This is a genomic window from Micromonospora sp. NPDC051227, assembly GCF_044455385.1.
Lineage (GTDB): Bacteria > Actinomycetota > Actinomycetes > Mycobacteriales > Micromonosporaceae > Micromonospora.
Genome location: NZ_JBITET010000001.1, coordinates 545,642 through 557,788 on the forward strand (window position 1 = coordinate 545,642; position 12,147 = coordinate 557,788).

Sequence of the window (12,147 nt, forward strand, 5' to 3'; positions counted from 1 at the left end):
ATGGTGGCCCGATGTTTCCCGAGAGTCAAGGGTCCGAGTCCATCGTGATTCCCCGAACACGTTCCGCAGTTGTTCCACTTCGGACATCGACGCGCGAGGGCGTCACTCCGGCTGCGCACTCAGCCCGTCCAGGGCAACAGTGAGCACGTGATCGCGCTGGTCGGCGCGGGGGAAGTGCCCGGAGGCGATGGCACTGGTCAGGCGCATGACATCGTCGATCGTCACGTCGGCGCGCACCTCGCCCGCCCGCTGGGCCCGCTCCAGCAGCGGCCCACCGGCGGCGTAGAGCGCCCGCCGACACTCCAGGTAGGCGGTGGACTCCCGGTTCAGGCCGGCAGCCAGCGGCTGCTTCGCCCCGATGTACTCCACGAAGCGCCTCAGCCACAGGTACAGGCCGTCGCGGGGGTTGAGGCTCTCAGCCTCCCCGGCGGTCGCGCACACCGCCTCGACCTCGGTGACGTAGACGTTCTCGATCAGCACCTCCCGGGTCGGGAAGTTGCGGTAGAGCGTCGCAATGCCCACTCCGGCCCGGCGGGCGATCTCCTCCAGCGGAGCCTCCGCACCCTGCTCGGCGAAGGCGGCCCGGGCCGCCACCAGGATCGCGTCGTAGTTGCGGGCGGCGTCGGCCCGGTGCGGGCGGGCCACGCGCAGGTGGGTGAGGGCCGTCACGGTGCCGATGTCTCCCAGCGCTAGCAACCGGAGGCCAACTATCACTAGAGTGATAGTGCTCCTCCACTTATTCGGAGGTCTCCTATCAGTCTAGCCCGAAAGAAGGCGGACCATGTCTCCGACTCCCGCTTCCCGTCGCGGGATCGCCCTGGCGCTCATCCTCGGCTCGCAGCTGATGATGACGCTGGACACCTCGATCATCACGACCGCGTTGCCGCACGTGCAGAGGCAGTTCGGCTTCTCCCAGTCCGGGCTCTCCTGGGTGCAGAACGCCTACGTCCTGGCGTTCGGCGGCCTGCTCCTGCTCGGCGCACGAGCCGGTGACCTGCTTGGCCGCCGCCGCGTCTTCCTCGCCGGGATCACAGTGTTCACCGCGGCGTCCCTCGCCGCCGGCCTCGCCCCGAGCGGCAGCTGGCTGATCACCGCCCGCGTCGTGCAGGGTATCGCCGCCGCGCTCGCTGTGCCCTCCACACTCGCGCTGCTGGTCGCCGACCACCCCCAACCAGGGGCCCGAGCCCGGGTGATCGCCCTCTACAGCGCGGTCATCGGCGCCGGCGGCAGCGTCGGCATCGTCATCGGCGGCGTCTTCACCGACCTGCTCTCCTGGCGCTGGGGAATGCTCGTCAACGTTCCGATCGGCATCGCCATCGCGCTGCTCGCACCACGGTTCCTGGTCGAGACCGAACGCCGCGCCGGCACGTTCGACCTCGGCGGGGCGCTGACCTCCACCGGCGGCATGACCGCCCTGGTGTACGGGTTCATCCAGGCCGCCGCGGCCGGCTGGAGCGCACCGGGCACCGTTGTCTCGTTGGGCCTCGGCGCCGTCCTCCTGACCGCCTTCGTGCTGATCGAACACCGGGCACCGCAGCCCATCACCCCACTGCGGCTCTTCCGCAGCCTGGAGCGCTCCGGGGCGTACGCCGGGCGGATCCTCATCGTCGGCGCGACCTTCTCCACCTTCTACTTCCTCAGCCAGTACCTCCAGGAGGTGCTGCACCTCAGCGCCCTCCAGACGGGCTTCGCGTACGTGCCCATCACCGGCATGTTCTTCGCCATGGTGTACGCCATCCGGCCCCTGCAGAACCGGCTCGGCCGTCCCATCCTGCTGGTGGCGTCCCTCGTTATCGCGCTCGCCGGCATGGCGTGGCTGTCGCGCATCTCGACCGGCTCCAGCTACTTCCCGGACGTGCTGCTGCCCCTGCTGGTGATCGGAATCGGCCAGGGCATCGCCATCATCCTGATGACCCAGGGCGGCGTCGCCGGTGTCGAACCGCAGGACGCCGGTGCCGCGTCCGGCCTCGTCAACGTCGCCCACCAACTCGGTGGCTCACTCGGCATCGCGATCCTCACCATTGCGTACACCCGTGCCAGCTCCGCCACCGACCCGACGGCGGGCTTCCACGCGGCCTTCACCGGCGCGGACGTCTTCTTCCTGATCGCCCTGGCCCTCGCGGTCGCCGTGGCCGTCGCCGGCCGCCGCGCCACCCGGCTCGCCGCTCTCCCCGCCGCCTGAACGCCCCGCGCCGCCTGGGGCCGCAAGTGCTGCGGGGCTCCCGCCGGGCCGGGCCGGGGCCTGCGGGGCTGAAGCGTGCGGACCCCTAGGGCTGCGGGAGCGGGCTCCGGGGCCCTGGGCCGCGGGCGCGGACTCCGGAGCCCTGGGCTGCGGGGCTGTATGGGTTGGCGCGCTGCCTTTGGAGCTGATGCCGCAAACGATTCACACCCTTTGTGTGCCACGGTGATGTCGCAAACGATTCAGCTCCAAAGGCGCCGACCAACACCTCTCCACCCCGCGGCGCGGAGGCGGATCGGAGGTCACACCGCGGCAGACCCCGTTGACGCAGCGACTGCCGGAAGGTCAGGGAGGCGTCCACCCGTACCCGTGATCGTGGCGGCACCGCCGACGGCCGGGAAGTGACCGCAGCGCCGGTGAACCACCTGGCCTGGTGACGACCGCACGGACCGCGCGGTCAGCTCGCCGGCCCGGTCTCGGGGCGGCCGGGGTCCCGAGGGTGGTACTCGGGGCGGAGCTTCGCGCTCGCGAATGCCGACTTCACCGCCGCCGAGAGCGCGGCGATGTCGTACGCGCCGTGGTGCCGCCGGCCGTTGATGAAGAAGGTCGGGGTGCCGGTGACGCCGCTGAGGTCGGCCGAGTCGACGTCCTCGGCGATCCGGTCGACGCCCATCCGCTTCACCATGTGCTCCCGGAACCCGTCCAGGTCCAGGCCGAGCTGTTCGGCGTAACCGAGCACGTCAGTGGGGTTGAGAGCGTTCTGGTGGGCGAGCAGCAGGTCGTGCATTTCCCAGAACGCGCCCTGCTCCCCCGCCGCCTCGGCGGCCTCGGCGGCGAGTTGGGCATGGGGGTGGACGTCGGTGAGCGGCAGGTGCCGCCAGACGTACCGGATGTTGGCGAAGTCCGCCAGCAGCTCTCGGACCACCGGCTCGGCCTGCCCGCAGTAGGGGCACTCGAAGTCGCCGTACTCCACCACCGTCACCGGCGCCTCAAACGACCCGCGGATGTGGTCGCGATCCGCGTCGACCGGCAGCATCAGGTCGACGATCCCCTCGGCGACGCCCAGCAGCGCGCGGGTCCGCCGCGCCGGCGAGAGCCGTCTGACGGAGCGGAACACCAGCCAGGTGACGAGGGACGCGCCGAGCGTCGCCACGAGGATGCCGAACTTCGCCTCGTCAAGGGCCGGGCCGCTCAGGGCATGGGTGGCGATCAGAAGCGCGACGGTGAACCCGATGCCGGAGATCGTGCCGACCCCCGCGACGGCAACCCAGCCGACGGGCGGCCGGAACCGGTCGCCGCTGAGCCGGGTCACCAACCACGCGGTGGCCACGATCCCGGCCGGCTTGCCGACGACGTACGCGACCACGACCCCGAGCGTGACCGGAGAGGTCACGGCCCGGGCCAGCAGGTCGCCGTCGATCACGATGCCGACATTGGCCAGCGCGAAGAGTGGCACCACCACGTAGCTCGCCAACGGGTGGTAGAGCGTCTGCAGCCGCTCGTTCGGCGACAGCGCCGAGGTGAGCCCGGCCCGGGCCATCCGGGCGAGTTGCGGGGTGGGCTGTTCCCGGAAGAGGCGGAACTGGTCACTGGCCCGCTGCAGGTCGCCTCGGCCGGGAGCGTAGGCGTAGGTCAGTAACCCCATCACCAGGCCCACCGCGACCGGGTCGACACCGGACATCGAGACGGCGAGCCAGGCCGCCACCCCGAGCAGCGCGTAGACCGGGCCGAACCGCACCCCGCAGCCCCGGACGAGCAGTACGACGCCGAAGATCGCCGCCGCGACGATCAGCGCCGTCAGTGAGGGGTGGTGCGGGTACGCGATGGCCAGCACCGCGATCGCCACCACATCGTCGACGACGGCGACGGTCAGCAGGAAACCCCGCAGCCGTTCCGAGAAGCGCGGCCCGAAGACGGCCAGCGCGCCGAGCGCGAGCGCCGTGTCGGTGGCCATCACCGCGCCCCATCCCGCCGCGGTGGTCTGCCCGGCGTTGATGGCGAGGTAGATCGCGATCGGCACGAGCATGCCGCCGACCCCGGCCAGCATCGGCAACGCCAGGCGACGCCGCTCCCGCAACTCGCCGATGTCGAACTCGCGGCGCAACTCCAGCCCCGCGACCAGGAAGAAGAACGTCATCAGGCCGCTGTTGACCCAGAAACGCACGTCATGTGACACGCGCCAGGCGCCGAGCTGGATCGAGAAGGGGGTCTCCCAGACCGACTCGTACGACGACACGTGCAGGTTGGCCCAGACCAGGGCCACCACCGCGGCGATCAGCACCACCCGCGCGCCGCCGGTCTCGGTACGCAGGAACGAGCGCAGCGGGGCGTTGAACCGCCTGTCCCAGACGGTCCGGCTGGTCCAGCCCCGGTGCGTGTCGTCGCTCGTCACGGGGACAATCTTCGCCGAACGGACCGTCACGTGGTTCGGATTGCTACTCCTCCTCCGCGAAGACGACAGAGCGGCGCTGGCGGATCGCCGGCAGGACGGCGACGACGAGCGCGACGACGGCCAGGGCCAGCAGCGCCGCGGAGATCGGTCGGGTCAGGAAGACCGACGGGTCACCGCGGGAGATGATGAGCGCCCGGCGCAGGTTCTCCTCCAGCAGCGGGCCGAGGACGAAGCCGAGCAGCAGGGGCGCCGGCTCACACCCGCACTTGATCAGGACGTAGCCCAGGATCCCGAAGAACGCGATGGCGTAGACGTCGTACGCGTTGAAGTTCAGCGAGTAGGTGCCGATCGCGGCGAACAGAATGATCATCGGAAAGAGCACCTGGTACGGGATGCGCAGCATCCGCACCCAGAGGCCGATCAGCGGCAGGTTCAGCAGCAGCAGGAGCACGTTGCCGATCCACATCGACGCGATCAGGCCCCAGAACAGCGCCGGCTCGTCGTTGATGACGTTCGGGCCCGGGGTGATGCCGTGGACGATGAACGCGCCGATCATCAGCGCCATCACCGGGTGGGCGGGCAGGCCCAGGGTGAGCAGCGGAATGAACGACGTCTGCGCGGCGGCGTTGTTCGCCGACTCGGGGCCGGCGACACCCTCGATCGCGCCCCGCCCGAACTCCTGTGGCCGCTTCGAGATGCGCTTCTCGACCGCGTACGAAGTGAACGAGGCCAGCACGTGGCCGCCGCCGGGCAGCACACCGAGCGCGGCGCCGAGACCGGTGCCCCGCAGGATCGGGGCGACGATCCGACGCCGGTCCTCGCGGGTCGGCCAGAGGTTGGTCACCTTGCTGACGATCGCCGTACGGGTCTGCTCGTTCTCCAGGTTGCGCAGGATCTCGGCCACCCCGAACAGGCCCACGGCGACCGACACGAAGTCGATGCCGCCGTACAGCTCACGCTGCTCGAACACGAAGCGGGGCGTTCCGGTGTAGATGTCCTGGCCGACCGTGCCGAGCAGCACGCCGAGCGCGATCATCGCCAGTGCCTTGAGCGCCGTGCCCCGCGCCAGCGCGATCGACACGATCAGGCCGAACAGCACGAGTGAGAAGTAGTCGGCCGGGCCGAACTTCAACGCGACACTGGCCAGGGGCGGGGCCGCGGCGGCCAGCGCCACTGTGGCGACAGTACCCGCGACGAAGGACCCGATCGCCGCGGCCGCCAGGGCGGGGCCGGCCCGGCCCTGACGGGCCATCTCGTGCCCGTCCAGCGCGGTGACCGCCGCGGACGACTCACCGGGCAGGTTGATCAGGATGGCGGTCGTCGAGCCGCCGTACTGTGCCCCGTAGTAGATGCCGGCCAGCATGATCAGCGCGGTGACCGGCTCGAAGCTGAACGTGATGGGCAGCAGCATCGCCACAGTGGCCGTCGGCCCGATGCCGGGTAGCACGCCGACCGCGGTCCCGAGCAGCACTCCCACGAAGCAGTAGAGGACGTTCTGGACCAGCAGGGCCGTCGAGAAGCCCAGCGCGAGGTTGTCGAGGAGTTCCATGCCTCAATCCGGATGCCGCGTCAGAGGCCCAGCCAGGGACCCCACAGCGGGATCCGCAGCTGAAGTCCGACGACGAAGATGAGCGTGCTGGCCACGGTCAGCCCGGCGGCCACGGCCACCGCCGTGAGCAGCCGTACGCGGGTGCTGGCCAGTGTGGTGAGCAGTGCGGTCACCGCCGTCGTCGGTACGAACCCGAGTCGCCGGATGGTGAACCCGAAGAACAGGACCGCGAGCACTATGACGGCGACCGCCCGCCACGGGAGCGGCCCGAACGAGATCACCTCACCGGCGATGAGCCCCTTGCCGGCGATCGCCAGGCCCAGGGCGACCACTGCCGCGCCGACCAGCAGCGGGAAGGCGCCAGGGCCCATCCGTGTCGGGGTGCCCAGCTCGTAGCCGAGCGCCCCCACCACGAATGCGCCACCGATCAGGACGAAGATCCCCCCGGCGAGGACGTCGGGGAACGACCGACGGCGCTCCACCTCAGGAGACCTTGACCCCGGAGTCGGCAATGATCTTCGCCCAGGTGCCCAGTTGCTCGTCGAGCTTCGCCCGGTGCGCGTCCGGGGTCGCGTCCTGGGCCGGGACCGGCGCGGTGCCCAGCTTGGCCATCTGGTCGATGACCCCCTGGTCGGCCAGCGCCACCTTCAACGCCTCGGACAGCTTCTGGACGATCCCCGGCGGCGTGTCGGCCGGAACGTAGAGGCCGTGCCACACGCTGACCTTCAGCTGCGGCAGCCCGGCCTCGGTGGTGGTGGGCAGGTCGGGAAGGCTCTTCACCCGCTCGGGCGTGGTGACCGCGTACGCCTTCACCTTTCCCGCGGCGATCTGACCGCTGGTGTTTGTCGTCTGGTCGCACATGAAGTCGACCTGGCCGCCGACGAGGTCGGTCAGCGCGGGGCCGGTGCCCTGGTACGGCACCTCCTGGAGCTTCACACCGGTGGTGCTCTGGAACAGCAGGCCGCACAGGTGCGACGCGGCGCCGATGCCGGCGTTGGCCAGTGTGACCTTGTTGGCGTTCGCCTTCACGTGGGTCACCAGGTCCTGGAGTGTCGCGGGCGCGAAGTCCTTGCGGGCGACGATCGTCATCGGCACCTCGGTGACGAGCCCGACCGTCTCGAAGTCCTCCAGGGGCTTGTAACCCAGGCTCTTGTAGAGGGCGGGCGCCGTCGACATGCCGATGTGGTGCATGAGCACCGTGTAGCCGTCCGGCTTGGCCCGCGCGACGTCGCCGGCACCGACAGTGCCGCCGGCGCCCTCGACATTCTGGACGACGATCTTGCCACCGAGCTTCGCGGCCATCGGCTCGGCGATCATGCGGGTGACCGTGTCCGTCGGGCCGCCCGCGCTGAACGGCACGACGATCGTGATGTTGTCGTCCGGGTAACTCTCGGCGTCGCCGCCACCGGTGGCGCCTCCGTTGCCGGAACAGGCGGCGGCGAGCGATACGACACCGATCGCGGCGATCATCCGCGCGGTGGCCCGGTACCTGCTGGTCGTTCGCATACGGCGACCTCCTCATCAACGCATGGACATCCCTCGGCGCGTTAGTGGCCCCCAGTCTCGGCTGGTCGGGGCCCGGATGGTGTCAGAAAAATCCCAAGAAGCAGGGTCGGCGCGAGCGCCGGTCCGGGCCGTAGAATCCGCTGGTATGCGGATAACCGTCATCGAGGATGACGACCGCGTGGCGCGGGGTCTGGTGACCGTCCTGACCCAGGCGGGCTTCGAGGTCCACCGCGTCGCCACCGCCGCGGAAGCCGAGCGCGCCGCCCCGTCCGACGTGGTCCTCGTCGACCTGGGTCTCCCCGACGGCGACGGGCTCGACGTGATCCGCAAGCTACGTGACCACCCGCAGACCGCCGTCATCGCGGTGACCGCCCGATCCGAGGAGCACGAGCGGGTCCGTGGGCTGCGCGCCGGCGCCGACGACTACATCGTCAAACCGTTCGGCATCCCCGAGTTGCTCGCCCGGATCGACGCCGTCCTGCGGCGCACCCGGGCCGCTCGCGCCCTCGGCCAGACCGACGAGCCGCTCGTCCTCGGCCCGATGCGGATCGGCGTCGGCACCCGCGAGGTCACCGTCGACGGCACCCTCGTGCCGTTGACCCGCAAGGAGTTCGAACTGCTCCTGCTCCTGGCCCGGCGGGCGCCCAACGTGGTCAGCCGCGACGTCATCCTCGACCAGATCTGGGGCGCGACCTGGGAGTCGTCCAGCCGCACCCTGGACACCCACATCGCGGCGCTGCGGCACAAGCTGGGGCCCGACGTGGTCATCCGGACCATCCACGGCGTCGGCTATCGGCTGCTGGCCGACCAGCCGGAGCTGATCGGCTGAGCGCGTGCACCGCCGGCTGCTCGTCGTTCTGGTCCCCCTCGCGGTGCTGCTCGTCGCGGCGCTCGGGGTGCCGCTCAGCATCACAGTGGCCGAACGCGAGATGCAGGAGACGTACGTCAACCGGCTCAACGACGTCGGCCGGTTCGCCTCACTGGCCGAAACCGCGCTGTCGACCGGCCGCACCGAGGCGTTACAGCAGGAGCTGACGCGGTACCACGAGCTCTACGGCATCCCGGTCGCGCTGATCGACACGTCGGGCGCGGTGCTGCTCGGCCCCGCCGACGCGTACCAGAAGGCGGCCCGCGCCGAGGCGGCGTTGCCCCGGATCGTGACCGCAGCGCTTGCCGGCGCGCGCTCCGAACCGTCGTGGGAGTGGGCGCCGTGGGACGACTCCGCACTCGTCGTGGCGGAACCGGTCGGCCGGGACAGTGAGGTCGTCGGCGCCGTCGTGACCATCTCCGACCTGTCCCGGACGCGCGAACTCATCCTCGTACGCTGGGCCCGGCTGGCCGGGCTCGGGCTGCTGCCCCTGCTCGCGCTGACGGCCGTCGCCTGGCCGGTGTCGGCGTGGGTGCTGCGGCCGGTGCGGAAACTCGACGCGGCGACCTCGCGAATCTCCGAGGGCGACCTGACCATCCGCGCCGACGCCGAGGCCGGCCCGATCGAGCTTCGGCGGCTGGCGCTGTCGTTCAACACCATGATGGACGCCGTCGAGAACGCCGCCCAACGACAGCGCGCCTTCGTCTCCGACGCGTCACACCAGCTACGCAACCCGTTGACCAGCCTGAGGCTCGCGGTGGAGAGCCTCGCACCACACCTGCGGTCCGACGGCGACGGGCAGCAGGTGTACGACGTCGCCGTCGACGAGCTGAAGGCGATGCAGCGGATGTTGAACTCGCTCCAGGCCAGCGCGCGGATGGAGAGCCTGCGGACGGCGTCACCGGTGGACCTCGACGAGGTGCTGGCGACCCGGGTCGACCGGTGGCGGGCCCTGACGGCGACGGCCGGGCAGACGCTGACTGTCGACGTACCCCCAGGGTTGCGCTTGCAGGAGCCGCCGGGCGGCCTGGGCAGCATCCTGGACGAACTGATCAGCAATGCGCTGCGGCTGTCGGACGCGCAGGTCGTGGAGGTGACCGTGCGGGTCGTCTCCGCTGGTGCGGTGGTCGCTGTCGCCGTCCGCGACGACGGTCAGGGCATCGACGTGTCCGAGCGGGCCCAGGCGTTGCAACGGTTCTGGCGCTCACCTCGGCACCAGAACGTGCCCGGGACCGGCCTGGGGCTGGCGATCTGCGCCGACCTCATCGGGGCGGCCGGTGGTGAGCTGCGGCTGGAGCAGGGCCTGCCGCGTCCGGACGGGTCCGGGCACGGGCTCGCCGCGGTGGTGGTGTTGCCGGTCGCTCCCCCGGTGGCGTCGCCGGTGTGACGACTCCCGCCCCGGCGTCAGCGTTTACGGTCGCGGAACCAGGCCGCCGCGCCCGGATGGAGCGGGACCGACGCGGTGGAGATCCCGGTACGTACGTTGATCTGCCACGCCTCCGGAAGGGCCTCGGCACCGTCACGACCAGCGGAGGTGATCGCCCCGGTGTGCCGGAAGACCGTGTCGGTGATGGCGTAGACCAGGTCGTCAGGCAGGTCGTCGCGCGCCAGCAGCACGTTCGGTACGGCGACGGTGCGGGTGGCCGGGACACCGGCGTAGGCAGCCGCATGGATCATGGCCGGGGCGTAGGGACCCGGGTACGCCGTGAAGAGCCCGTCCGCCTGCGCGTCCAACGGAATCAACCGGATCGGGTGCCGCTGCGCCAACTCGGTGATCGCGGGCGTCGGAACACCGGTCAGCGAGAACATCGCGTCGATCGTGCCGGCGCGCAACGCCCCCGCCGACCCGGCCTGGCTGAGGTTCCAGGCATCGTGACGCACCGGACCGAGCCGCAGAACCCGCCGCGACGTGAACTCGGTGCCCGAGTCGTGCGCCCCGAGAGACACCCGCTTGCCCTCAAGATCCCGAAACTCGCCGATCGCCGAACCGGCCATGACCACGAGATGCAGATGACTGTCGTAGAGCCGGCAGATCGCCGAGAGCCCCCCGGGCGCGCTGCCGTCACTGGTGATCAACGCGTCCAGGCTGGTCAGCCCCAGATGCACCTCGCCCGCCCGCAGCATCCGGATGTTGTCGGTGGACGCGCCACTCGGCACGGTGGTCACCGTGGCACCCGGCACCTGCTCGGAGATGTGCTCGGCCAGCGCACCGCCGATCCGCCGGTAGACCGCCCCCGCCGGCCCGGTAGCCAGTCGCAGGTGGACCGGGTCCGCCTCAGGCCGCCGCGAACAGCCGACCAGCAGCCCGCTGCCAGCCAGCAACACCGCCCGCCGACTGAACCGCGTCATGCCGAAATGATACGGATGAATGCGCCCGGCGCCCCCACTGCGCCGAGCCGCGCGCCGCGGCGATCTTGCAGTTTCGGTCGTCGAAACGCGGGACTCTGCGCCATTTGTCGCGGCAGAAAGTGCAAGATCCCGGTCCGGGCCGGTCGATCATGGAGTTGTGGTGCCCGGTTTAGCAGCGTAACGAGCGCTTGTTGCCCACCACAGCTCCATGATCGGCGAGGCGGCGCGGGTTGGCGGACAGGGCTACGGTCCTGGCGTCCACCTCAGCGGATGACGAGGCTTATCCACCGGGTCCGCGCTGGCTCGTGATTGGAGAGGCAGTGAGAACCAGCGTGATGACGGCGATCAGGCAGCCGGCGACGGTCAGGCCGAGGAGCAGCCATGTCGGAGCGGCCGACCAGTAGGGGCCGGCCGTGAGGGCGCTGTGCACGGTGGCGACCGGGCCGCTGGTGTCGGCATGTGGGCGCAGCATGCGTGCGAGGTTGCCGTACAGGGCGATGGCAGGGGCCGCCAACACGAGCAGGGCGGTGGCAGTCAACGCGCTGACGGTGATGCGGTGCACAGGGTGCGTTGGGCGAACCCGGCGCACCGTCGTCGCGGCTAGCAGCCATCCGGTGATCAGCCCGAGGGCCGTGCCGGCGAGTGTCAGGGCGGGCATCGCCGGCGAACCGGCGGCCCAACCGGCCAGCCTCACGACGCCGTCGTCAGCGACGAAGCCGCCGCTGACGACGATAATCAACCCGTTCGACTCGGCGGTGAAGCGGGCGTATCGGTAGCTGATGGTCTTGTCACCGGGATACAGCACGCTCGTCTGGTCGTCGACGACCGTCAGCGGGGAAACTGACCAGCCGGCCGCAGCGTGGCGCTGCCGCGCCTGGGCGGGATCCCAACCAGTGTCCAGGCTGATGTCGGTAGCGAACCTCGCCGCCGTCCGAGGTGACGTTTCGCGCGAAACGATCGGCGCCGCGTCGACGCCGGTGGCACGCCGGGTGAGATCGGCCAGCGTTGCCTCGCTGGGCAGGTCGGCCAAGGCGTGGGCACTCACCCATGAGCCGGCTGCGGCGCCGAATGCCCCGAGCAGCACCGCGATGAGCACCACGGCAGCAACCATGACGGGCCGGCGGTCGGGAAGCCCCAGCCACCGACGCGCCCCCGAGACGATCAGGCGCACCTTGTGGCCGATGGTGGACCACGAGACGCTCATTCGCCTGTTCCGCCGGGCGCTGCGGTCTGCCGAGCGGTTTACTCAGCACCCGCCATACGGTACCGATGCCCTCACTGAGCGTCCACCGTCGAACCCGGGA

General features: G+C 70.6%; 10 protein-coding genes. 3 read left to right on the top strand and 7 right to left on the bottom strand.

Features of this window, described 5'->3' with window-relative positions; translation table 11 throughout:
* Positions 1-102: 102 nt before the first annotated feature.
* Positions 103-669: a TetR/AcrR family transcriptional regulator gene (locus tag ACIA47_RS02520; RefSeq protein WP_396704822.1), complete on the bottom strand. Its 567-nt coding sequence runs from the start codon at positions 667-669 to the stop codon at positions 103-105.
* Between the two features lie 112 nt (positions 670-781).
* On the opposite strand from ACIA47_RS02520, the gene ACIA47_RS02525 reads away from it, so the two are divergent.
* Entirely contained in the window at positions 782-2,182 is a 1,401-nt protein-coding gene (locus ACIA47_RS02525) for an MFS transporter (RefSeq protein ID WP_396704824.1), read from the top strand.
* A gap of 454 nt (positions 2,183-2,636) precedes the next feature.
* On the opposite strand, the gene ACIA47_RS02530 is transcribed toward ACIA47_RS02525, so the two are convergent.
* The 4 genes from ACIA47_RS02530 to ACIA47_RS02545 are packed head-to-tail and all read right to left on the bottom strand — an operon-like array spanning position 2,637 to position 7,626.
* Positions 2,637-4,571, bottom strand: a complete 1,935-nt coding sequence (locus ACIA47_RS02530; RefSeq protein WP_396704826.1) for a Na+/H+ antiporter NhaA — start codon at positions 4,569-4,571, stop codon at positions 2,637-2,639.
* Between the two features lie 43 nt (positions 4,572-4,614).
* Positions 4,615-6,120 carry a tripartite tricarboxylate transporter permease gene (locus tag ACIA47_RS02535; RefSeq protein WP_203118755.1) on the bottom strand — a complete coding sequence of 502 codons (1,506 nt, stop codon included), beginning with the start codon at positions 6,118-6,120 and terminating at the stop codon, positions 4,615-4,617.
* Between the two features lie 20 nt (positions 6,121-6,140).
* Positions 6,141-6,602, bottom strand: a complete 462-nt coding sequence (locus ACIA47_RS02540; protein ID WP_396704828.1) for a tripartite tricarboxylate transporter TctB family protein — start codon at positions 6,600-6,602, stop codon at positions 6,141-6,143.
* Position 6,603: 1 nt separating this feature from the next.
* Positions 6,604-7,626, bottom strand: a complete 1,023-nt coding sequence (locus ACIA47_RS02545) for a tripartite tricarboxylate transporter substrate-binding protein (protein ID WP_203118751.1) — start codon at positions 7,624-7,626, stop codon at positions 6,604-6,606.
* 145 nt (positions 7,627-7,771) lie between these two features.
* Here ACIA47_RS02545 and ACIA47_RS02550 point away from each other — a divergent pair, with 145 nt between their 5' ends.
* Both ACIA47_RS02550 and ACIA47_RS02555 read left to right on the top strand, forming a co-directional pair.
* Positions 7,772-8,455 carry a response regulator transcription factor gene (locus ACIA47_RS02550; protein ID WP_396704831.1) on the top strand — a complete coding sequence of 228 codons (684 nt, stop codon included), beginning with the start codon at positions 7,772-7,774 and terminating at the stop codon, positions 8,453-8,455.
* Between the two features lie 4 nt (positions 8,456-8,459).
* The gene (locus ACIA47_RS02555; protein WP_396704833.1) at positions 8,460-9,881 is read left to right on the top strand and encodes an ATP-binding protein; all 1,422 of its coding nucleotides are present in this window, start codon (positions 8,460-8,462) and stop codon (positions 9,879-9,881) included.
* Between the two features lie 17 nt (positions 9,882-9,898).
* On the opposite strand, the gene ACIA47_RS02560 is transcribed toward ACIA47_RS02555, so the two are convergent.
* Together ACIA47_RS02560 and ACIA47_RS02565 are read right to left on the bottom strand one after the other, a co-directional pair.
* On the bottom strand, positions 9,899-10,843 hold the full coding sequence (locus tag ACIA47_RS02560; protein ID WP_396704835.1) for a TAXI family TRAP transporter solute-binding subunit: 945 nt from the start codon (positions 10,841-10,843) through the stop codon (positions 9,899-9,901).
* Positions 10,844-11,123: 280 nt separating this feature from the next.
* The gene (locus ACIA47_RS02565) at positions 11,124-12,047 is read right to left on the bottom strand and encodes a hypothetical protein (protein ID WP_396704837.1); all 924 of its coding nucleotides are present in this window, start codon (positions 12,045-12,047) and stop codon (positions 11,124-11,126) included.
* Positions 12,048-12,147 lie beyond the last annotated feature (100 nt).

Bases quoted from the DNA above. Each gene is read 5' to 3' on its own strand.
- ACIA47_RS02565 (WP_396704837.1), bottom strand. From the start codon at position 12,047: ATGAGCGTCTCGTGGTCCACCATCGGCCACAAGGTGCGCCTGATCGTC.
- ACIA47_RS02525 (WP_396704824.1), top strand. From the start codon at position 782: ATGTCTCCGACTCCCGCTTCCCGTCGCGGGATCGCCCTGGCGCTCATC.
- ACIA47_RS02560 (WP_396704835.1), bottom strand. From the start codon at position 10,843: ATGACGCGGTTCAGTCGGCGGGCGGTGTTGCTGGCTGGCAGCGGGCTG.
- ACIA47_RS02535 (WP_203118755.1), bottom strand. From the start codon at position 6,120: ATGGAACTCCTCGACAACCTCGCGCTGGGCTTCTCGACGGCCCTGCTG.
- ACIA47_RS02550 (WP_396704831.1), top strand. From the start codon at position 7,772: ATGCGGATAACCGTCATCGAGGATGACGACCGCGTGGCGCGGGGTCTG.
- ACIA47_RS02545 (WP_203118751.1), bottom strand. From the start codon at position 7,626: ATGCGAACGACCAGCAGGTACCGGGCCACCGCGCGGATGATCGCCGCG.